Source organism: Micromonospora sp. WMMC241 (assembly GCF_027460165.1).
In the GTDB taxonomy this organism is placed as follows: domain Bacteria; phylum Actinomycetota; class Actinomycetes; order Mycobacteriales; family Micromonosporaceae; genus Micromonospora; species Micromonospora humi.
In genome coordinates this window covers 552200-573181 of record NZ_JAPZBF010000001.1, presented here as the reverse complement: position 1 = coordinate 573181, position 20982 = coordinate 552200, and the positions used below count along the sequence as shown (strand labels likewise).

At 70.7% G+C, this 20982-nt stretch carries 18 protein-coding genes, 1 tRNA gene and 1 pseudogene; 7 read left to right on the top strand and 13 right to left on the bottom strand.

The features are described from left to right. Positions 1-112 precede the first annotated feature (112 nt). Complete coding sequence (locus tag O7598_RS02785) at positions 113-337, top strand: GntR family transcriptional regulator (protein WP_269689889.1); 225 nt, start codon at positions 113-115, stop codon at positions 335-337. A 75-nt stretch (positions 338-412) separates the two neighbouring features. Continuing rightward, positions 413-748, top strand: a complete 336-nt coding sequence (locus tag O7598_RS02780) for a hypothetical protein (protein ID WP_269689888.1) — start codon at positions 413-415, stop codon at positions 746-748. 542 nt (positions 749-1290) lie between these two features. Here the strand turns inward: O7598_RS02780 and O7598_RS02775 are convergent. The 5 genes from O7598_RS02775 to O7598_RS02760 all read right to left on the bottom strand — a co-directional run bounded on the left by O7598_RS02775 (position 1291) and on the right by O7598_RS02760 (position 7103). Then, positions 1291-2217, bottom strand: a complete 927-nt coding sequence (locus O7598_RS02775) for a tyrosine-type recombinase/integrase (RefSeq protein WP_269689887.1) — start codon at positions 2215-2217, stop codon at positions 1291-1293. Between the two features lie 153 nt (positions 2218-2370). Next, a complete protein-coding gene (locus O7598_RS02770) occupies positions 2371-4305 on the bottom strand; it encodes a DUF3732 domain-containing protein (RefSeq protein ID WP_269689886.1) in 1935 nt (644 codons plus the stop codon). 1 nt (position 4306) lies between these two features. Further along, positions 4307-4792, bottom strand: coding sequence for a three component ABC system middle component (locus tag O7598_RS31415; RefSeq protein ID WP_442929789.1), 486 nt, complete (start codon positions 4790-4792; stop codon positions 4307-4309). Further along, complete coding sequence (locus O7598_RS02765) at positions 4789-6006, bottom strand: ABC-three component system protein (RefSeq protein ID WP_269689885.1); 1218 nt, start codon at positions 6004-6006, stop codon at positions 4789-4791. The genes O7598_RS31415 and O7598_RS02765 overlap by 4 nt, the downstream gene beginning before the upstream one ends. Positions 6007-7019: 1013 nt before the next feature. After that, a tRNA-Tyr gene (locus O7598_RS02760) sits at positions 7020-7103 on the bottom strand. 147 nt (positions 7104-7250) lie between these two features. Here O7598_RS02760 and O7598_RS02755 point away from each other — a divergent pair. Both O7598_RS02755 and O7598_RS02750 read left to right on the top strand, forming a co-directional pair. Beyond that, positions 7251-7745: a YajQ family cyclic di-GMP-binding protein gene (locus O7598_RS02755; RefSeq protein WP_091066126.1), complete on the top strand. Its 495-nt coding sequence runs from the start codon at positions 7251-7253 to the stop codon at positions 7743-7745. A 70-nt stretch (positions 7746-7815) separates the two neighbouring features. Next, positions 7816-9000, top strand: a pseudogene (locus O7598_RS02750) (MFS transporter); the annotation flags it as partial. Between the two features lie 15 nt (positions 9001-9015). Here the strand turns inward: O7598_RS02750 and O7598_RS02745 are convergent. Beyond that, entirely contained in the window at positions 9016-10275 is a 1260-nt protein-coding gene (locus tag O7598_RS02745; protein WP_269689884.1) for an MFS transporter, read from the bottom strand. Positions 10276-10453: 178 nt separating this feature from the next. Here O7598_RS02745 and O7598_RS02740 point away from each other — a divergent pair, with 178 nt between their 5' ends. The 3 genes from O7598_RS02740 (at position 10454) to O7598_RS02730 (ending at position 13439) form a co-directional block, all read left to right on the top strand. Continuing rightward, on the top strand, positions 10454-10792 hold the full coding sequence (locus tag O7598_RS02740; protein WP_269689883.1) for a hypothetical protein: 339 nt from the start codon (positions 10454-10456) through the stop codon (positions 10790-10792). A 41-nt stretch (positions 10793-10833) separates the two neighbouring features. Next, positions 10834-12084, top strand: a complete 1251-nt coding sequence (locus O7598_RS02735) for a hypothetical protein (protein ID WP_269689882.1) — start codon at positions 10834-10836, stop codon at positions 12082-12084. A 170-nt stretch (positions 12085-12254) separates the two neighbouring features. Continuing rightward, positions 12255-13439 (top strand): MFS transporter, encoded by a 1185-nt coding sequence (locus O7598_RS02730; RefSeq protein WP_269689881.1) that lies wholly within the window; start codon positions 12255-12257, stop codon positions 13437-13439. A gap of 52 nt (positions 13440-13491) precedes the next feature. Here O7598_RS02730 and htpX read toward each other — a convergent pair whose 3' ends face one another. The 7 genes from htpX to O7598_RS02695 form a co-directional block, all read right to left on the bottom strand. Further along, the gene (gene htpX, locus O7598_RS02725; protein ID WP_269689880.1) at positions 13492-14370 is read right to left on the bottom strand and encodes a zinc metalloprotease HtpX; all 879 of its coding nucleotides are present in this window, start codon (positions 14368-14370) and stop codon (positions 13492-13494) included. A gap of 153 nt (positions 14371-14523) precedes the next feature. Beyond that, positions 14524-15990, bottom strand: coding sequence for an NADH-quinone oxidoreductase subunit N (locus O7598_RS02720; RefSeq protein ID WP_269689879.1), 1467 nt, complete (start codon positions 15988-15990; stop codon positions 14524-14526). After that, positions 15987-17492 carry a complex I subunit 4 family protein gene (locus O7598_RS02715; RefSeq protein ID WP_269689878.1) on the bottom strand — a complete coding sequence of 502 codons (1506 nt, stop codon included), beginning with the start codon at positions 17490-17492 and terminating at the stop codon, positions 15987-15989. Before O7598_RS02715 ends, O7598_RS02720 begins: the two co-directional genes overlap by 4 nt. Next, on the bottom strand, positions 17489-19414 hold the full coding sequence (locus O7598_RS02710) for an NADH-quinone oxidoreductase subunit 5 family protein (RefSeq protein WP_269689877.1): 1926 nt from the start codon (positions 19412-19414) through the stop codon (positions 17489-17491). Before O7598_RS02710 ends, O7598_RS02715 begins: the two co-directional genes overlap by 4 nt. Further along, on the bottom strand, positions 19411-19773 hold the full coding sequence (gene nuoK, locus O7598_RS02705) for an NADH-quinone oxidoreductase subunit NuoK (protein ID WP_269689876.1): 363 nt from the start codon (positions 19771-19773) through the stop codon (positions 19411-19413). Before nuoK ends, O7598_RS02710 begins: the two co-directional genes overlap by 4 nt. Then, positions 19770-20360, bottom strand: a complete 591-nt coding sequence (locus O7598_RS02700) for an NADH-quinone oxidoreductase subunit J family protein (RefSeq protein ID WP_269689875.1) — start codon at positions 20358-20360, stop codon at positions 19770-19772. The genes nuoK and O7598_RS02700 overlap by 4 nt, the downstream gene beginning before the upstream one ends. Continuing rightward, positions 20357-20947 (bottom strand): NuoI/complex I 23 kDa subunit family protein, encoded by a 591-nt coding sequence (locus tag O7598_RS02695; protein ID WP_269689874.1) that lies wholly within the window; start codon positions 20945-20947, stop codon positions 20357-20359. The genes O7598_RS02700 and O7598_RS02695 overlap by 4 nt, the downstream gene beginning before the upstream one ends. Positions 20948-20982 lie beyond the last annotated feature (35 nt).

Genomic DNA, 20982 nt, shown 5'->3' with positions numbered 1-20982 from the left:
GAGCAACTTAGGACGCAATGTGCGCAGGGTCAACAGCTACGACACATAGCGTTGTAAGTTGCGCCGGAGGTGTGGTCTGCTTGCACCAGCCGCCAAGCTGGGAGCACCACCTATGTCTGAAGCCGCCTACCTCCAGGTCGCCCGGGATATCCGAGAGCAGATCAGCTCCGGCCAGTTGAAGCCGGGCGACAAGCTGCCCTCGTTCGCCGCTCTCTGCGAGAGCTACGGCGTCAGCAACACCGTCATCAGGGCGACCATGCTGCTGCTCAAGGCCGAAGGGTTGATCGACGGCCGACAGGGCAAAGGCGTCTACGTCACGAAGCCGCCGCCCCGGTAGGCGCGAGACGCAACGCTGTCGGCCGCGAGCGTCTACGAGGGAACGACGGAGCGGCAGCCGGGCTAAGGTCTCGCCGTGTCGGTGACGAACATCGTGGAGAAGTTCGGGACAGACGGTTACCTCGACCGCTCGTGGGATCTCCCAGCAGAGGTGATCGAGCCGCTGCGCGCGCACGTCGAGGTGACGCCTGCCGGATGGGTCGTGAACGCCTGGCCCATGACGGCGCAGCTCGCCAGCATCGTTCAGCCCTGGATCGACGAGCCCATCGACGTTCTGTCGAGCGACTGGTTCGTCAGCTCTGCTCAGTCCGCGTCGGCAGAGGCCTCAGCGACCGAGAGCGACCGCCAACTGCCGGCGACCGGTCGTCGACCGCTCAACCGAGCCGGCCAGACCGACGACAACGGCCCCTGATCAGCATCTCTGCTGGTCAGGAGCCGCATCTGCACCTGGTGGCGGGTAGAGGATTCGAACCTCTGAAGCTTTCGCGACGGATTTACAGGGCGTCCGCGATCTTGCTGCGGGCAAGGCACCTGAACAGGCGTTTCGCCCCTTACTGACTGGTCGATCAATTCTGACGCCCACGGTGTGCCCACTGCCTACGCTCACGTCATCAACCCCAAGAGCAGGAGGCCCGGCGGACCTGCCAAGAGCGCAATCTCGGCGGCACAGCGCCGGAAGGCCAAATACTCTACTGCCTACTCAGAAGTAACTAGGTAGTTCAGTTTTTTTGGGGGTGCCCATGACCTGCACCCCACTGCTCCGAGCCGCGAGCGAGCCGAGCAAGGCGGAAGCCCCCAAGATCCAGACGTGCGAATCACGAATCGATGCTCCCGGCACGGCGAGCCCAGCCGTCACCGCAGCCGCCGAGGTAAGCAGATGCGGCCTCAGCCACAACGCGACCCGACGAAGCTTCCGCATCCGACAAGTCTGGCATGGCTTGGTTCCAATCACCCTCATCCGAGCGCGTCGCCGATCTTTTCGTTGATCGTGTCGTCGCCGCCGTCGATGCAGTTGGCGTAGACGCGGAGCAGGACGGCGACGCCGTGGCCCAGGCGGCGGGCGACCTCGGTCGGCGTGACGCCGGCGTTCAGCCAGAGCGAGGCCGCCGCGTGCCGCAGGTCGTAGGGCCTGCGGACGAGCGGCGAGGCGACCTGCGCTTCGGTCAGCGCCTTCTCGCGGGCGAGCTTCCACCACCGGTCGTAGACCGACTCGGAGAGCGGCCCACCGTGCAGGCCCCGGAAGAACCGGCCATCCGGACCTACCCCGTGGTTCTCTACGTGCGCGCACAGCAGCTCGACCAGCCGGGGCGGGATCGGGACCGTACGAGTCTCGGCCCTCCCCCGGTGCTTGAGTCCGCGTCGCTCGTGGGAGCCGCCGTCGTCGGTCCAGTGGGAGCCGGCGCGCGGCGAGGTACCGGCGAGCACCAGGCGGCCCCAGCGATATTCGATCTTCTCGTGCTCACAGGACCGCGAAGGCTTGACCGCCGCCAGGTCGTCGAACTCGGCGCCGCAGTCGATGCACCGGCCGGGTAGGTCGCAGTCCTCCCGCCGCAGGTCGGCCGCTTCCGAGGGCCGCATGCCCGCGTAGTAGAGACAGCCGAAGAACGCCGTGACCTTGTCGGCCCGTTTGCCGAGAGATTTCACCGCTTCCAGGAGTGTGGCCACCTGAGCGGGATTCGCCACCACCCGCCGGTCGATGGACTGGGCGACCTCGGGCGCGGTCCACTGGACCTTGTCGACCGGGTTGGAGTCGATCAGCTCCAGCTCGACGGCGTACCCGAGCACGTTGTAGAAGGTGGCTCGCTTCCGCTGGACGGTCGAGGCAGCCGCGGGCTTGCCGTCGAGGCGTACGCAGAGGCTGTCCAGGACCCGGCGGACCATCGCTGGCGAGTCCAGCTCGACGACCCACCGCCCGACCCGGCAGCCTCTGTACGAGCCGTCAAGGTCCGCTTGACGTGGGGGGCCGAGCGGACGCCCGCACCAGGGAGGGCGGGTCGCCGGCAGATGGTTTCCACGCCATCTCAAGTCTGACGACTAGTTTTCGCTTAACCAGTCGAGCGGGATCAACGCCTCGTCCCCTCGCCAGTTATCCACCAGGGCATTCTGAAACCACTCCTCAGAGAGATTCGCGTGATCACAGACTATAATCTGGACCCCTCCCTCTGTTACGCGTACGAACTCTCGGAACAGGAGAAACTGGCGTCTTACGGCCGCCCAGTCTGCGTCTGCAACCTCGGTTGCGTCCGGTACCTGTTCCGGGAAGAAGGCTTGAGTGGGCTGGTCAAACATTATGAAGTGCGGGACCGGTCGGTCATGCTCATAGAACCACCAATGAATCCCAAGATGCGCCACCAGGTGGTACCCGATCCAGTTTTCGGCACTGCCGATTCTCCGCAGCGGCCGCGGCCCCTCCGGCTTATCGGCGATAACCGTTAGTTGTTTCGGATCGAGTCGGACGTTGTGTTCCGAATGTTCTAGCCCGAGTTGCTGCGCCCATTCGGTCATTCGCTGGCTGACAAGAGATAGCCGCGATGACAATTCGTTCTCGGCCTCACTAGCGTCGAGCTGGTCTTCAAGCTGGGCAACTGCGCGTTGATACCGACTCACGTCGACTGGAGCGCTCGGCGTTGTCGTGGGCGTAGCCACCCGTTCAAGTGCACTCGCGATCCGACCCCGAAGATAGGCGGCGCGTTCCCTATCCCGCAATTCGCCCTGAATTACCGACTCGGCAGATGCAAGCTGCTCAAGCTCTGTAGCATTATCGCGCATACGGTTGCGAATCTCGGAGATGCTGTCGGAAAGCTCCGCTAACCGTCGATTATTTGCGGGTCGGGCCCGGTCTACCCTACTCAACTCCTCCGATATGCGATCCGTCAGATTCGTAATCTCGGCGACGGTGGCATCCGGTTCGGCTAGCCGGGAGGAGCAGAGGGGGCATGTTTCGTTGTCACCGTCGGGCGCAGGGATAAGGCCCAGAGCCGTTAGTCGTCCCCTCTGGACCTGAAGCTCCCGTTGAAAGTCGGCTCCTTCAACTTGCATGCTGCTTATGAGGTTAAATTGCGACTCTACGTAGTCCAAGTCTCTGCGCATATCCCTTCTCGTCGCCAGCAATTCCTGGCGACGAGGCTCCAGTTCGGGTGAAAGCGTCGGCCCGTCCGTCGTTTCCTCGAAACCTGTTATTCCATTCAGGCGTTCCATGATCTGGCCGGAAGCCAGTTGAAGCACGTCGGAATCGAGCGCTCCAAAAGCAACTGCTGTGCGTGCAAGGGACTGGATCTCTGCGTCGTTCGCAACGTTCGCCGCATCACGTCGGGCTGAGTCGCGCTCAGCTCTTGCCAGTGCACGTTGAGCGGTGCGGAGTTCGTAGCGTAGCTGAGCGAGGTCGGGACCGGCCGCACCCAGAAAGTATGGCAATGTGTCTTTGATCGATTGCTCGATTCGGCCTTCATCCTGGCGATGGAATAGCTGTCGCTGGCTCGCAATCTCGGTCTGCTTCTGCAGACAGAATAGGATTGCTTGCGCCACGGATATGTCGTACGGATATCGTAACGAGCCCTCAGTCGGTTCAATGCGGTAGCTCTCGATTCCAAGGCGGCGGCTTAACTCAGCACGGAGAGAGTCGGAATCCGCGTTGGCAGCTAGCCGCCCAGGCGCCGGAAGGTCTAGGTCGGGACCACCGACGGTGATCATGGCCTGGTTGGTGGACGCACCTTCAGGATTGGGACGGGCTAAGACCAACCGGGATTCGCCAATCTCGACCAGAACCGCATACCAACTCGTTACGTCTGTGATGGTACCCAGTGGGAGGGATATCTCAGTCCGGCCGAGGCAAAAGTCGACAATGTCGAGCAACGCGGACTTCCCGGTTTTCGACTTGCCCGTAAGGATGTTCAAGCGTTTCGGCTTGAATCTGATTTCTCGTCGTTGCTGTCCGCGTTTGCTGTACAAGGCTACGGCAAGAATCTGCATGCTACGGCCTAACTCCAAGGAGGGCAAAAGCTGTTGCGATATCAGTGGTCTGGAACCAAAGGCCAACGATCCTGGCTGCTCTCACACATGCCACCACGTCGACGCTCTGGGCAGTCGGCACCGGCCTCGGGCGCGTGCCGAGCAGTAGCCCTCCCTCATTGGCTACGCGGATCATTCCGGTTCTTAGAGCCAACCTGAGGCCTTCACGCGTTAGTTCCACCGTCTCAGGGGCGCGCGACGCAAAGGTTGCAACTATCCAAGGATTCTCGGCGATCCACGCCGCAAATCTCTTACGCCGATTACGTGGAAGGGCTTGCCGTGTCTCTTCATGTAGGACCAGGGGCAGAGCCAAGAACGCCATCGGGAAGGGCATGGCTTCCCCACTACCTTCGAAGTAGCCGCTGACTGACTCGGTCAATACCCGGGCTGTGAAGGCTGGGTTGAATAGAGCAGCCGCCTCCGGCAGTCGTTCGGTAAAGCGTGTCATGCGACCGGTTCTTCTGCTAGAACGGGGCGAAGCAGGGATTCCAACTTGCGCTCAAACTCGGGGTGCCACCCGACGGTGAGCCCAGCAAATCCCTCAGCCAACTGATGCAGCGTCCCGCGATTCAACCATCCTTGGTCGAAGCGCTCTCTAATCCGAGCGCGTGAGTTGGCGCAGACGTCTTCGAAGACCGCCATCCCCGTGTCCTCATGCGTCACGTCGCCCGCCCGTTTCGCTCTCGCGACCAAACGGTCGAATACTTGCTCCCACTCGTCATGTAGCGCAAAGGCGAATCGGTCTATCTCAGCCTCGCACAAATATCCTCGGCGAAGCCATTCTGATCGCTGGGTATATGCGCGGTGATAGTCCCTGATTGCCTTCAACAAGCGGGTCTCATCAAGTGCGATCCAGAGCAGTTGGGTTACAAAGGTTCGATCGCGATAGACGTCGGCGTCTTCTGGGGCGAACCTCGCCATTACCTGCGGGTCAAGGGGTAGGGTTTGGGGGCCAAATTGGTCCCGGAGATCTTCGGCCTGTATTCGAAGATCTTCCGCTTTAATCGCCTGCAACGACCGATCCAAGAGGCTCACGGAGATTCCGCTCCACCACCCCTTCAGGTACCTAATGTAGTCGTCCTCGCGGCCACGGGGCACAACGTATCCGAACGCCTTCCGCAAGCTCTTGTCTATGTCAGCGGCATGGGGGGCACCGTCGTCGATAACAATCGCTCCCACTAGCGCCTCCCGATGTTCCGTGGATCGGCCCAGAAATGCCTGCCGCCATGGTTCGGTTGTGCGGGATCTGCTATTAGTGGCTGCCGCTTCAATCGCAACGAGAGCCGCAGGCACATCCCTGTCAGGTCCATCGCGAAGTTTTGCTAGAACACCGCCGCTAGGCGCTTCCGCCGTGGTTAGAAGCCGTAACACGGGAATCCGGTCAAGTGACAGATTTACTGTGTCCAACCAAGCGTTGATAGATCGCCACAGATCGGTGTTATTTTCGGTGAGATCGCTCGCAGGCGTGACATGATGCTTAACTTGCAGAAGTTCGTCCGGGGTACCGTCACGCATGAAGTCGATGTCATCAAGTGCTTCCAGCCGAAGCTCTACACTCGGGTCTTCTCGTCCACGCTCTGCCAGCTCAACCAGAGCCCACTGGCACTGATAGAGGTAACCTAACGCGTTTCCTGCCGCAGAGTGTGAGCCCCTTACAGCCATAGCGGCAGCCTAGGGATCACTTCACCGTTCCGCAATCCTCCGGTAGCAGTCTGTGCAGGACGGACGGCCGAACGAAATGCCGCGCCGGACGTTGCACGGGCGCAGGGCAGTGGGTACCTCCACTCCCGCGGCAGCTCCCGGAGCACCGATCCACGACGAGGTCACCCGCCCAGCGGCCGTGGGGACGGTCGGCTGAGGCCGGAGTCGGGCAGCCAAGACGGTGCATACCGACGGACGAGGCCGCACCTCGATGGACCTAGGGGGATTTAGACGGACGGCGGAGGTAGCGTGCTCATGATCCGCAGGCACAGATCCGGCACAGCTAGCCCCGACAAGCGCTGTCAACGGCTGTAAGACGAGAGCACGACTTGCTGCCCAGTCCGCACGGCCCATCCGCCCGGTTCGATCTGGTCAGGAACCCGCCCGAGGGGTTCAGGGTTCGGTCCCTGGCATCAGAAGCTGCACGGCATCCGAGGGCCGGGGGCCGAATGGCTTCACTGCCGATTTCCTCTGTTTTGGATCAAGGCGCCGCGCTCCGCGCGGCGCGGGGCGGTGAGCCGGCCGGCGGCAAGCCGCCCCGGCCGCCTGCGGCGCCGGGGCGGAGAGCCACCGACTGCCGCCGGACCGCCGCCCCAGGTCTATTGATCCGCCCCACGGCACGATCACGGCCGGGCGGCGGAAGCCGAACCGGTCGGCCCCATCGACGGTCAGGGCTTCCGACTGCCGCGCCAGTCCAACCCCGGGACTGGCTTGCCCCCGGTCCCTCTCCCACAGCCGGCGACACCTCACCGCCGACCCCTCAGCCGATCGCCACACCCGCGGACTCGCCAGACCGGAAGACAGCCACTAACCCCGGCGTTCGCAGCGCCAACAGAGCCCTCAGCCGGCAAGATCGACCTGCCCACCATCTCCCCACAACCAGTCGTCAACGGCTGGACTCAGCCGGACCAGACCGGACAGACGACGACGGCCCCCGATCAGCATCTCTGCTGGTCAGGGGCCGCATCTGCACCTGGTGGCGGGTAGAGGATTCGAACCTCTGAAGCTTTCGCGACGGATTTACAGTCCGCTCCCATTGGCCGCTCGGGCAACCCGCCAGGGCACCCCACCGCGTCGCAACGCGGCGGCGGAAGCAAGGATAGCGGTTGCCCCCGGCCTCTCCGCAACGGGGTACCGTCAGGGAGTCCCACGCTGGTCAGTGCGGGACGGATCAGGACACATCGCCGGATAGCAGGAGCATCAGCATGGCAGCGAACCCGTCGTTCGACATCGTGAGCAAGGTCGACCGTCAGGAGGTCGACAACGCCCTCCGCCAGGCGGAGAAGGAGCTGTCGCAGCGGTTCGACTTCCGCGGCACCGGTGCTGAGATCTCCTGGTCGGGCGAGGAGGGCATCAGCCTCCAGGCGGAGACCGAGGAGCGGGTGCGTGCCGCCCTCGACGTCTTCAAGGAGAAGCTGGTCAAGCGCAACATCTCGCTGAAGTCGCTGGATGCGGGCGACCCGAAGGCGTCCGGCAAGATCTTCAAGATCGACGCCAAGGTGATCCAGGGCATCGACACCGACAAGGCGAAGGCGATCAGCAAGAAGATCCGCGACGAGGGTCCGAAGGGCGTGCAGGCGCAGATCCAGGGCGACCAGCTCCGCGTCACCGGCAAGAAGAAGGACGACCTCCAGGCCGTCATCGCGCTGCTCAAGGGCGAGGACTTCGGCGTCGCGCTCCAGTTCAACAACTACCGCTGACCGCGAGAGGGCTTCTGCCCTGAGGCAACTTCGTTGAGTTGCGGGCCCCGGGTGCGGTCGGGTGGGGACCATGCCGTTCCTCCCGTACCGCCCGGTCCTCGCCCAACCGGTGTTGCGCCGGCTGCTGCCCGGGCTCGCCGTGTCCGCCCTCGGCGACGGGTTGGCCCTGGTCGCGGTGACCTGGCTGGCGCTGCAACTCGCACCCGCCGGGCAGCGTGGCACCTGGACCGCGTTCGCGGTAGCCGCGTACACGTTGCCGGGCGCGGCCGGTGCGGTGCTGTTGGGGCGGGTGCTGGGTGCGCGGAGCGGCGCCCAGCTCGCCGGGTGGGACGCGGGCGTGCGGGCGCTCGCGTTGGGGGCGATTCCGGTCGCCCACCTGGCCGGGGTGCTGGACGTCGGGCTCTACGTGGCGTTGCTGGCGGTGTCGTCGCTGCTGCACCCGTGGGGGACGGCCGGCCGGTTCACGCTGGTCGCGGAGCTGTTGCCGCAGCGGCACCACCTGGCCGGCAACGCGCTGCTGGGTCTCTTCGGCCAGGCGGCCACCGTGGTCGGGCCGCCGCTGGCCGGGCTGCTCATCGCCGGGGTGGGGCCGGTCTGGGTGCTCGCGATCGACGCCGCCACGTTCGCGGCGCTGGCGGTCAGCTACCGACTCGCGGTGCCCGCGGATCGCCGGCGCGCGCGGCGGGCGGCGGGGGCCGGGCCGTCGCGTACCTCGGGTTTCCGGGTCATCGCCCGGGACCGCGCGCTGCTCGGCCTGCTGGTCCTGACGTTCGTGTTCTTCTTCCTGTTCGGGCCGTTCTACGTGGCCATGCCGGTGCACGTGACCGAGGATCGGCACGCCTCGGCGGCGCTGCTCGGCGCGTTCTACACCGCGTTCGGCGTCGGGTCGCTGCTCGGCGGGCTGCTCACCGGGTTCCTGCGGGACCGGTCGCCGCGGGCGGTGCTGGCCGGCGTCGTGGTGGTGTTCGGTGCGGCGTTGCTGCCGCTCGGTCTGGGCGCGCCGGTCGCCGTGTCACTGCCGGCGTTCGCAGTCGCCGGGCTGGTCTGGGCGCCCTACCGGCCGACCGCGACGGCGCTGTTCCAGCGCCGGGCCGGCGCGGCGGAGCTGCCCCGGGTGCTGGCCGCCAACGGGGCGGTCACGGTGCTGGCGGTGCCGCTGGGCACCATGCTCGGCGGCCCGGCGACCGCCGCGCTCGGGGCGCGGCAGACGCTGCTGTGGTGCGCGGCGGCGACCGTCGCGGTCGGGCTGGTGGCGGCGTTCGGGGCGCGGTCAGGCGGCGAGGGACTGCTCGGCGCGGACCGCGGCGGCCTCCGCGCGGGCGATCGGGCCGCCGGGCAGCGCCGCGACCAGGGCGCCGACGCCGACCGCCGCGCCGGCGAAGAGGAACGCCCACGGCACGCCGCCGGCGTGGTCGACGATCAGACCGGCCACCGCGCCGCCGACGGCGCTGGCCGCCACCGACATGGTGACCACCCAGGTGTACGCCTCGTTCAGCATGCCGGCCGGGGCGACCCGCCCGACAAGCGTGTTCTCCAGGGTGAGGGCGGGTGCGATGGCGGCGCCGCCGAGCACCAGGGCGACGCCGAGCGCGACCGGGCCGGGCATCACCGCGAAGACGGCGAAGCTGGCCGCGACCGCGCCGAGCAGCCAGGCGAACTGGCGGGTCATGTTCGCGGCGGGCCGGCGTACGCCGAAGGAGAAGCCACCGACGGCGCTGCCGACGCCCCAGACGGCGAGCAGGACGCCGGCCAGGCTCTCCGGGTCGTCGGCGCCGGTGTTCCCGGCGAAGGCCGGGACGATCACGCCGGAGGCGCCGAACGCGACGCCGAGGCTGGCCACGCAGAGCAGCAGCGCGGGGAAGCCGCCGACGCGCAGCGGGCCGAGGCCCCGGGCGTGGTGTTCGCGCGGGTGCGGCCGCCAGCCGCGCATCACCCGGCCGAGCGCTACCGAGCCGGTGCCGACGAAGGTGACCACGGCGGCGCCGACCAGCGCGGCGGACGCGTCGGCGGCCAGCACGAAGCCGGCCACCAGCAGCGGGCCGAGCACGAAGACCACCTCGAACAGCGAGGTCTCGGCGGCGAGCGCGGTGTTGCGCAGGTGCCCCCGGCCGGTGGCCGGGGCGGTGAGGTCGTTCCAGGCGCCCCGGATGGCGGCGGTCAGCGGCGGGTAGGTGGCGCCGGCGACGCCCGCCGCCAGGTAGATCAGGGGGAGGTTGGCGACGTCGGCGCGGCTGGCGCCGAGCAGCCCGATCAGGGCGAGCGGGTGGGCGAGCGCGGTGGCCAGCAGCACCGGCGCGGGGCCCACGCGGTCGGCGATCCGGCCGGCGACCGGGCTGAGCGCGGCGCCGGAGAGCGCGTAGATGCCGCCCGCGACGGCGGCGAGCGAGTAGCGGCCGGTGACCTGCTCGACCACGAGCAGCAGCGCCAGCGGGGTCATGCCGATCCCGAGCCGGCCGATGATGCCGAGGATCAGCAGCATCGGCGCGCCGGGGATCCGCCAGACGCCCAGGTACTGGCGCAGTGCGGCCACGGTCGACCTCCCGGATGTAATGAGTCAGAAGCCCTTCGACCCTAACGCCGGACCGGGCCCGGCGGAACGGTCGGCTGCCTCACAGCGCCCCGGCCGTGCGCCTTTCCCGGAAAGCCGTCCCACGCGGGCATCCGGCGTCGGAGAGTCGGGACGGGACGTCCGGGCCGAGGAGGAGCGGTTGAGCCACCCGAGGGGCAGGTTGCTCGGACTCGTCGCGCTCGCCGCGGCCGTCCCGGTGCTGCAGAACGTGCTGTTCCTGATGCTCGACTTCCAGAGCGCGGAGGGCCTCTCGCCGCAGGGCTCGGCCGTCTGGCCGTACGACTCGTACAACGACATGCGGTGGCTGCTCGTCTACCACAACACCTGGCAGGCGTACGCGGTCGGACTGGTGGCCGCCATCGTGCTGCGCGGGCTGCTCTCCGCGGCCCTGGTGAGTCTCGCCTGGCCGGCCGAGTCACCCCGGCCGGCCGGCGGATCCTGCTGCGCAACCTGGGGCTCGCGGCGCTCACCGCCCTGATCGTCTCGCCGTTCGCCGCGCTCGCCATCGCCGCCGGGGTGGTGTCGCTCTCCTGGTTCGTGTTCGCCGCGGTGGCGCCGATGCTGCTGCTCGCGCCGTTCCTGCAACGCGCGGCGGTCGGCCCGGGCTGGTGGCGCGGCCTGCCGTCGGCGGCGCTGGTCGGCTGGTCGCTGCTCGACTTCGTGGTGATCACCATCGCCGGCGCGGTCGTCTGGCGGGTGCCCGGCTGGTGGACGCTGCTGGTCGCGGCGCTCGCCGGGGCCGTCAACGGGCTGCTGTGGAACCGGACGGTGCGGGCGGCGGTGCTGCCGGCCCGGGTCCACTGGGCCCGGGTGCCGGTGGCCCCGTTCGTGGTGGCGCTCGCCCTGGCCATCCCGCTGACCGCCCAGGTGGTGACGTCGAGTCCGGCATACCAGGTGGGCGTGTTCCGGCCGCTGCTGCTCGACCGGCGACTCCCCTCCTCGGTGCCGTACGCGGTGATCGTGATCGGCCCGCACAACTCGCGGTACGACGGGCGGCCCGCCGTCGACCCGTTGGTGGAGACGTTCTCCTACGCCGGCCGGGACGCCGCCGGCCGCCCGAAGCCGTACGTCGCTCGGGACACGCACCGCTCGCTCGGCTCCAGCTCCGAGCTGCTGGACCAGCAGGTGCGGGCGTTGCACGCCCGGACCGGCCGGCCGGTGGCGTTGCTCGGCGAGAGCGAGGGGGCGATGGTCGGGCGGACCTACCTGCGGGACCACCCGTCGTCGCCGGTGAAGGCGCTGCTGATGTTCAGCCCGCTGGTCCGCGCCGCCCGGGTCTACTACCCGCCGGAGGACGCGGCGGCGGGCTGGGGCATCGCCCCCGGCTGGCAGTTGCGGGGGATCTTCGCGCTGGCGGCCCGGCTCAGCGGGGGCTCGGACAGCCCGGACGAGCCGTTCATCCGCTCGCTGATGGAGAACGCGCCGTTCTACCGGTTCCAGACCATGTGCCCGGTCCCCGGGATCCGGGTGATCGCCTTCCTGCCCACGGTCAGCGCCACCGAACTCCCGCCCGGCCCGTACACCCAGATCCCGGTCTACGAGGTGCCCGCCCTGCACGGCGGGCTGCTGGGGCGGCCGGACATCAGCGATCGGGCGGTCGAGTTCCTCTCCGGCGCCGACCTCCAGTCGAAGCGCCGCGAGTACGGCACGTTCCAGCTGCTCGGCGCGGCGTGGCAGGTGCCGACGCTGGCGGTCACCATCAACCCGGTCTGGCGGGGCCACGTGTCGCCGGGACCGCCGTTCTCCCGGGGGCGCCTCTGCGGGAAGTAGGGGCGCGGTACCGGGGCTGACTGGCTTGCCGGCAAGGGGTAGGTTGCTCATCGAACTGAGTCCATGCCAACGGCGGCGGGGTCGGCCGCCGGCGTGATCGGAGGTCGGATGAGCGGCAGGGCCGTCACGCCGCAGCGTGTCGAGGTCGAGGAAGCGGACCCGTCGCACCGATGACCGACACCGCGACGCCCTCCCCCGGCTACCGCGCGCTCTTCCGGCATCCAGTCGCGGCCCGGCTGCTCGCGGCTCGGGCGATCTCCGAGCTGGGTGACTTCATCGGGCTGGCCGCGCTGCTGCTGCTCGCCTACGACGAGACCCGGTCGGTGCTCGGGCCGGCCGCCGTCTACGCCGCCCGGATGCTGCCCGCGCTGCTGGTCGCGACCGTGTTCAGCGGCTGGCTGGACGTGCCGGCCCGGCGCACCATGCTGGTCGCGCTCTCGCTGGCCGGCGCGGCGCTGATCGCCGTACCGGTCGCGGTTCCCCGGCCGCTGCCGGCGATCCTGGCCGCCGGCCTGCTCGGCGCGGTCCGGGCCGCCTACTCGAGCGTGCACGTGGCGGTCACCGCCGAAGCCGTGGCGCCGCCGCTGCGGCTGCCGCTGTTCGGGCTCTCCGCGTTCGCCAACCAGAGCGGCCAGGTGGTCGGCCTGCTCGCCGGGGCGAGCATGACGGTGGCGCTCGGCCCCCGGCTGGCACTCGTGATCGACCTGGTGTCGTTCCTGGTCGCGGCCGTGGTCCTCGCCGGGCTGCCGGTGAGTCCGCAGGAGGGCAGGCGCCGCCGGCCACCGGCCACCGCGGGCATCCGGATCATCGCCGGTCATCCGGTGCTGCGCGTCGTCGCCCTGCTCACGCTGGCCACGGTCCTGTCCGGAGCGCTGCCGGAGACGCTCGCCCCGGATCTGGCCGGCGGGGGCTGGCGGCCGGTGCTGCTGGCCGCCTCGTCGTTCGGCGGCGCCGTGTTCGTGCTCGTGGTCGGCAGTCGCGGCTGGCTGGCCCGGGTGTCCGGCCAGTTGGTGGTCGTCCGGGCGCTCGGCCTGGCGCTGCTGCTGGCCGGTCTGCTGGTGGCGGTCGGCGCCCCGGCCTGGGCCGTGGCCGTGGCGAACGCGCTGATCGGTGCCGGCGCGGGCTGGCTCATCGGCGCGCAGGCGACGTTCGCGCGGCTGGCGCCCCGGGAACGGATGGGACAGGTGGAGGCGACCATGATCGCCTCGAACATCATGTTCTCCGGGGTGGGGATCTTCCTGCTCGGCGGTACGGCGGCCCTGTTCGGCCCGGCCGCGGCCTACCTGGCGGCGGGGCTGGTGGTGCTCGTCGTGGTGCTCGCCACCCGGGCGGACCGGCTGGTCGAGCCGGCCTGAACGCGGTTCCGCCCGCGTCCGGGACGGACGCGGGCGGAACCGGACGGACGGGTCAGCGCTGGAACTGCACCGGCCCGGAGTTGCGGGCCATCTGCTCCAGCCGGGCCACCCGCTGCTCCATCGGCGGGTGGGTGGCGAACATGGCGGCGATGCCGCCGCCCCGCTTGAACGGGTTGTCGATCATCAGGTGGGCGGTGCTGGCGAGCTGACCCTGCGGCGCCAGCGGGCGGGCCTGGGTCCCCATGTGGATCTTCTTCAGCGCGCTGGCCAGGGCCAGCGGGTCGCGGCTCAGCTCGGCGCCGGACGCGTCGGCCTGGTATTCGCGGCTCCGGCTGATCGCCAACTGGATCACGGTGGCCGCGATCGGGCCGAGGATCAGGGTGAGCAGCAGCACCGCCGGGTTCGGGCCGTCCTCGTCGTCGGAGGAGCCCAACGGGATGAACCAGGCCAGGTTGGCGAGCATGGTGATGATGCCGGCCAGGCCGGCCGCCACGCTGGAGATCAGGATGTCCCGGTTGTAGACGTGGGACAGCTCGTGCCCGATCACGCCGCGCAGCTCCCGGTAGTCGAGGATCTCCACGATCCCCTGGGTGACGCAGACCGCCGCGTGCTCCGGGTTACGCCCGGTGGCGAACGCGTTCGGCTGCGACGTCGGGCTCACGTAGAGCCGGGGCATCGGCTTGCCGGCCTGCGTCGACAGCTCCCGCACCATCTGGTAGAGCTCGGGGAACTGTGCCTCGCTGACCGGTTGCGCCTTCATCGAGCGCAACGCGAGCTTGTCGGAGAAGAAGTAGGTGACGCCGTTCATCAGCAACGAGACGACCACGGCGATGACGAGACCACCGCTACCGCCGAACCAGTAGCCGACCGCGAGGATCAGCGAGGTCAACAGGCCGAGCAGCGCTGCGGTCTTGAGACGGTTGTGATGCACGATCGATCGCTCCTTCGGTGCGCGGGCCCGTGCGGGTGTCCCGCTGACCGGTTCAACACACCGGTACCCGTCAACCATCCGGCTCATGGCTGAAAGTTGGCTGGGGATTCCTGTGCGCCCGCTGAACCACCCGCCCAGCCGGGCACGAACCGGTCAGCGCGCCGCCACGTCCAGCACCAGCTGCGGTGCGAAACCGATCACCACGGCCGCTGCGGTGGCCACCCCGAGCGCGATCGCCACCGTGCGGGCCGGCCGGGTCACCGCGACCCCGCCGGACGGCGCGTAGAGCGTCGCGGCCACCCGCAGGTAGTAGGCCAGGCCGAGCACCGCGTTCAACGCCACCACCAGGGCCAGCCAGCCGGCGTGCCCGGCCAGCAGCGACCGCACCACCGTCACCTTCGCGAACAGCCCGGCCAGCCCCGGCGGCAGCCCGGCCAACCCGATCAGCGCCAACGCGAACGCGCCACCCACCCACGGGTGCCGCCGCGCCGCGCCGCGCAGGTCGGCCAGCGTGCCGCCGTCGCCGTCCGCCGGCCGCAACGCCACCACCGCGGCGAACGCGGCCAACTCCAGCAGCACGAAGAACACGGCGTACGCGACGGCCGCCGCGTACGCCCCGACGCGCGCGTCGGCGGTGCGCCCCGCCGCCAGCGCCAACGCGCCCAGCGGGGCCAGGATGTAACCCGCCTGGGCCACCGACGACCAGGCCAGCAACCGGACGGTACGCCGCTGGCGCAGTGCCACCAGGTTGCCCACGGTCATGGTCAGCGCCGCCAGCGCTGCCAGCACCGGACCGGTCACGCCGGCCGGCAGCGCCCGCTGCACCACCGCCAGCAACGCCACCACACCGCCCAGCTTCGACGCGGTGGACAGGTAGGCGGCCACCGGCAGCGGCGCGCCGTCGTAGGTGGCCGGCGCCCACGCGTGGAACGGCACCGCGGCGACCTTGAACGCCAGCCCGGCCACCACCAGCGCCACCGCGACCGTGGTGAGCGGCAGGTCGCGCAGGTCGTCCCGGGCGGCCAGGGTGCCGCCCAACCGGTCCAGGTGCAGGCTGCCGGTCACCGCGTAGAGCAGCGCCGCGCCGAGCAGCGTCACCGAGGTGGCGACCACGCTGACCACGAAGAACGTCACCGCCGCCTCGGCCCCGGCCAGGCTGGCCCGGCGCAGCCCGACCAGCACGTAGAGCGGCAGCGTCAGCGTCTCCAACGCCACCAGCAGGGTGATCAGGTCGCCGGCCGCGCCGAGCACCACACCGCCGGTCATCGCGCAGGCCAGCAGGAAGCAGTATTCGCCGGCCGGGGTGCGCCCGGCCCGCAGCAGCGGCCCGGAGATCGCCAGCACGCCGACCGTGAGCAGCGCGATCACCACCGCCACCAGCGCGGCCCGGCCGCCCCACACCCAGGAGCAGTCCGCGCCCACGCAGAACGTGCGCCGCTCACCGGCCGCCCCGACCAGTGCCGCGCCAGCCGCGGTGCCGGCAGCGCCGAGCGCCGCCACGGCCACCGTCACCGCCCGGCGGGCCACCAGCAGGTCGACCAGGAGCACCAGCACCGCCGTGCCGGCCGCCAGGTAACCAGGCAGCAGCGCCACGTTGTCGACAGCCTGCACCAGACTCATGGCACGACCCCCAGCAGGGCCTCCACCGGGCCGGAGGCGTAGGACAGGACCAACGCCGGCGCCAGGCCGACCGCGAGCGCGAGCACCACCAGCGGCGCCCAGGCGGTCAGCTCCGCCCCCGCCAGCCCCGGCCCGAGCGGCGCCACCGCCGCGCTGGGCCGGCCGTGGCTGACCCGGCGCAACAACCGCAGGAGGTACGCGGCGGTCAGCGCGCCGCCCAGCGCCGCCAGCACGGCCAGCGTCAACCACAGCGGGCCGCCCCGCCGCACGGCCGCCACCACCGCGAACGCCTCACCCCAGAACCCGGCCAGGCCGGGCAGCCCCAGCGAGGCCACCGCCGCGAAGCCGAGCAGCCCGGCCAGCCGGGGCGCGGTCTCCCGCAACCCGGACAGCTCCGCCAGCGAGCCGGTGTGCGTGCGGTCCTTGATCGCCCCGGCCAGGAAGAACAGCAGACCGGTGATCACCCCGTGGGCGATGTTGCCGATCAGCGCCGCCTGGAGGCCGGTGGCGGTGAGCGTGGCCACCCCGAGCAACACGAACCCCATGTGCCCGACGCTGGAGTAGGCGATCAGCCGCTTCAGCTCGGTCTGCGCCAGGCAGACCAGGCCACCGATCAGGATCGCCGCCACGGCGAGCGCGCCGAGCACCGGCGACGCCCAGCGGGCGCCCTCCGGCGCCACCCCCACGGCCACCCGGATGAGCCCGTACGTGCCCATCTTGAGCAGCACCCCGGCGAGGATCACGCTGCCCACGGTGGGCGCCTGGGTGTGCGCGTCGGGCAGCCACGAGTGCAGCGGCCAGAGCGGGCTCTTCACCGCGAACGCCAGCGCCAGCAGCGTGAACGCGGCGAGCTGGGTGTCGCGGGACAGGCCGGCGCCGCCGGTCAACGTGACCAGGTCGGCGGTGCCCGCGGCGGCCACCACCACGTAGACGCCGACCAGCAGCAGCACCGAGCCGAACAGCGTGTAGAGCGCGAACTTGCGGGCCGCCCGCCGCCGGTCGTCGCCGCCCCAGCCCGCGATGATCGCGTACATCGGCAGCAGGACGACCTCGAAGAAGAGGAAGAACAGCACCAGGTCGAGCGCCAGGAACGTGCCCAGGATGCCCACCTCGACCACCAGCAGCAACGCCACCAGCGCCCGGCCGCTGCCGCCACCGGCCGGCACCCGCCAGAGCGTGTAGCCGCAGCACAGCAGCGTGAGCAGCGCGGTCAGCACCACGAGCGGCCAGGAGATGCCGTCCACCCCGAGGTGGAAGCGCAGGTCCAGCCCCGGCACCCAGGTCAGGTCGAGCTGGTGCCACGGCTGCACCGCCGGCCGCGGACCGTACCCGAACCAGCCGTGCTCGCCACCGACCAGCGGGAGCGTCGCCAGCAGCGTCAACGCGGCGGCGGCGGTGCCGACCAGCCGGCCGGCCCGGTCACCCGGGACGGCGGCCGTCGCGACCGCGCCCAGCGCCGGCACCGCGACCACCGCGACCAACAGGACCTGCCCGAACGTCATGAGCCGACTCCGATCAGGGCGACCGCCAGGCCGATCAGCAACGCGCCGGCGAGCACCCCGGCCGCCGCCCGCGGCAACGCCGCCCGGTGCGCCGCGGCCAGCCCGTCGCCCAACTCCACCGCCGCCCGACCGGCGCCCTCGACCAGGCCGTCCACCCCCAGCTCGTCGCCGGCCCGCACGGCCCGCGCCAGCGCGCCGGTCGGGCGTACGACGAGAGCGTGCTGGACGTCGTCGAGCCGGAACGCCCGGGCGAACACCGGCCGCAACGGACCCAGGAAGCGGGCCGGGTCGGCGGCCGGATCCCGGCGCCAGCCGGCCCAGGCCACGCCCGCGCCGACCACCAGCAGCAGGAACGGCAGGATCAGGTTCGGCGCCAGGTGGACCAGCTCGACCGCCTCGCCGGTGTCGTCGCCCGGCACCCGCAGGCGGTCGGCGAACCAGGGCGCGAACGCGGCCAGCCCGAGCAGCGCGGCCGGGACCGCGAGCAGCAGCACCGGCCAGCGCAGCGACGCCGGCGGGTCGTGCGGGCGGACCAGCGGCGAGCGGGCCGTGCCGAAGAACGTGCGCAGCAGCAGCCGGGTCGCGTACCAGGCGGTGACCGCGACGCCGAGCAGCCCGGCCAGCCAGACCAGCCAGCCCACCCAGCCCGCGGTCGGGCCGGCGCCGTCCAGCGCGGCGGCCTCGGCGGCGGCGAGCACGCCGTCCTTGCTCCAGAACCCGGACAGCGGCGGCACCCCGGCCAGCGCGCCGAGGCCGACCACCATGCACCAGAACGTGACAGGCATGCCGGCGCGCAGGCCGCCCATCCGGGACATCAGCGTGGTGCCCACCGCGTGGATCACCGCGCCGGCGGCGAGGAACAGCAACGCCTTGAACGCGGCGTGGGTGAGCAGGTGGAACAGCGCGGCGGCGGGCGCGCCGACCGCGAGCGCGCCGGTCATGTAGCCGATCTGGGACACCGTCGACCAGGCCAGCACCCGCTTGATGTCGTCCTGCGCGGTGGCCGCGAACGCGCCCAGCAGGATGGTGATCGCGGCCAGCACGCCGAGCACCGCGAGCGCCGCCGGGGCCTGCGCGAAGAGCGGGAACAGCCGGGCCACCGCGTAGACGCCGGCGGCCACCATGGTCGCGGCGTGGATCAGCGCGGAGACCGGCGTCGGGCCGGCCATCGCGTCCGGCAGCCAGGTGTGCAGCGGGAACTGGGCGCTCTTGCCCGCCACCCCGGCCAGCAGCAGCAGGCAGGCGGCGGTCAGCGTGCCGGTGGACCAGTCGTGGGCCAGCACGTCGGCGATCCGGAAACTGCCCGCGCCCACCCCGAGCAACGCGATGCCGAGCAGGAAACCGACGTCACCCACGCGGGTGACCAGGAACGCCTTCACCGCGGCGCCGGGCGCCTCCGGCAGCCGCCGGTCGTGGGCGATGAGCAGGTACGAGCAGATGCCCATCACCTCCCAGCCGACCAGCAGCATGATCAGGTCACCGGACACCACCACGGTCAGCATGGCGGCGGTGAAGAGGCTGAGCTGCGCCGCGTACGGCGGGTAGCGGTGGTCGACGTCCACGTCGTCGTGCGGGCCGCGACGCAGGTAGCCGGTCGAGTAGACCTGCACGGCCAGCGCCACCACGGTGACCGCGGTGGCCACCAGCACGGCCACGCCGTCCAGCCGCAGGCCCAGCGTGACCCGGAGCCCACCCAGCTCGACCCAGGTGGTGGCCGCCTCCACCGGCGCGTCGACGCGCAGCAGCAACGCCAGCGCGGCCAGCAGCGCCACCGCAGCGCCGGTCACGCCCAGCCCGACCGCCAGCCGCCGGGCCGGCGCGCGGTCCCCGTGCGACGCGGGCGGCAGCAGCAGCCCGAGCAGGCCGGCGACCAGCGGCGCGCCCGGCAGCACCGCCGCGAGCCAGACCGTTGCCGTGCTCATCGGGTCGCGCCTTCCGGGGCGGGCGACGCGGGCTCGCCGGTCGCGGTCGGCTCGTGCTCGGTGAGCGGGACGTCGTCGACAGTGACGCTGGCCCGCAGCCGGTAGAGCTGGAGCACGATGGCCAGCCCCACCCCGATCTCGGCGGCGGCCAACACGATCACGAACAGCGCGAACACCTGGCCCGAGTGCGGCAGCGCGGCCCGGACCGTGGTGTCCGCGGTGACCAGGATCAGGTTGACCGCGTTGAGCATCAGCTCCACCGCCATCAGCACCAGCACCGCGTTGCGCCGGCGCAGCACGCCGTAGACGCCGAGGCCGAACAGCAGCGCGGCGGTGACGTACGGGATGACCGGCCTCACCGGCGCCCGCCCTCGTCGGCGGCCACCGCGGCCGGTTCCGGCCGGTCCGGGCCGTCGCCGGCCGGGTTCTCGTCGGCGGCGGTCTCGGCCGGGCGGCCGATGTCGGGGCGGGAGAGCACGATCGCGCCGACCAGCGCGGCGAGCAGCAGCACCGAGAGCACCTCGAACGGCAGCACCCAGGAGCGGAACACCTGCTCGCCGAGACGCTCGGCGGTGCCCGCGGCGGGCAGGTCCACCCGGGACCAGCGGAACGCGTCGACGAGCAGCGCGGCCAGGCCCAGACCGCTGCCGGCGCCGACCAGCGCGGCCGCCCAGCCGGGCCGGTCCAGGTCGTCCGACGGGCCGATCGGGGCCCGGGTCAGCATCACCGCGAACAGCAGCAGCACCACCACCGCGCCCACGTAGATCAGCACCTGCACCCAGGCCACCAGCTCGGCGGTGAGCACCAGGTAGTCGCCGGCCAGCGCGCCCAGGCACACCACCAGCCACAGGCCGGCCCGGACCAGGTGGCGGGTGGCCACCACCAGCGCGCCCGACCCCACCGCCACCGCGCCGAGCGCGAGCAGCAGCACGTCCGCACCGGTCATGAGGCCGCGCCTCCGCCCGGCTCCTCGGCGGCGTCGGAGCGTACCCGGGTCGGGGCCGGACGGGCGGCGGGCGCCGCGGCCTTGCGGGCGGCGGTGGTCTCCTCCTTCGAGGGGTCGCCGAGCGGGTCGTGCGCCGGCGGGGGCGGCACGGTGCCCATCCACTCGCCCAGGTGGTCCTTGTCGTGCAGCAGGTCCTTGATGTCGTACTCGGCGTACTCGAACTCGGGCGACCAGTAGAGCGCGTCGAACGGGCAGACCTCGATGCAGATGCCGCAGTACATGCAGAGTGAGAAGTCGATGTCGAACTTGTCGAGCACGTTGCGCTGGCGGGGGCGGGCGGCGCCGGGCACCGCCACCTCCTCCTTGTGCGAGTCGATGTAGATGCACCAGTCCGGGCACTCGCGGGCGCACAGCATGCAGACCGTGCAGTTCTCCTCCAGCAGCGCGATCACGCCACGGGAACGGGGCGGCAGCTCGGGTGCGACGTCCGGGTACTGCTGGGTGGTCGAGCGGCGGGTCATCGTCTTCAACGTGACCGCGAGGCCCTTCACCAGCCCGCCGCCGGGCACTCCACCGTGCTCGCTCATGCCGCCCATCCTGCCCTGTGGCCCCGGCGCGCGCG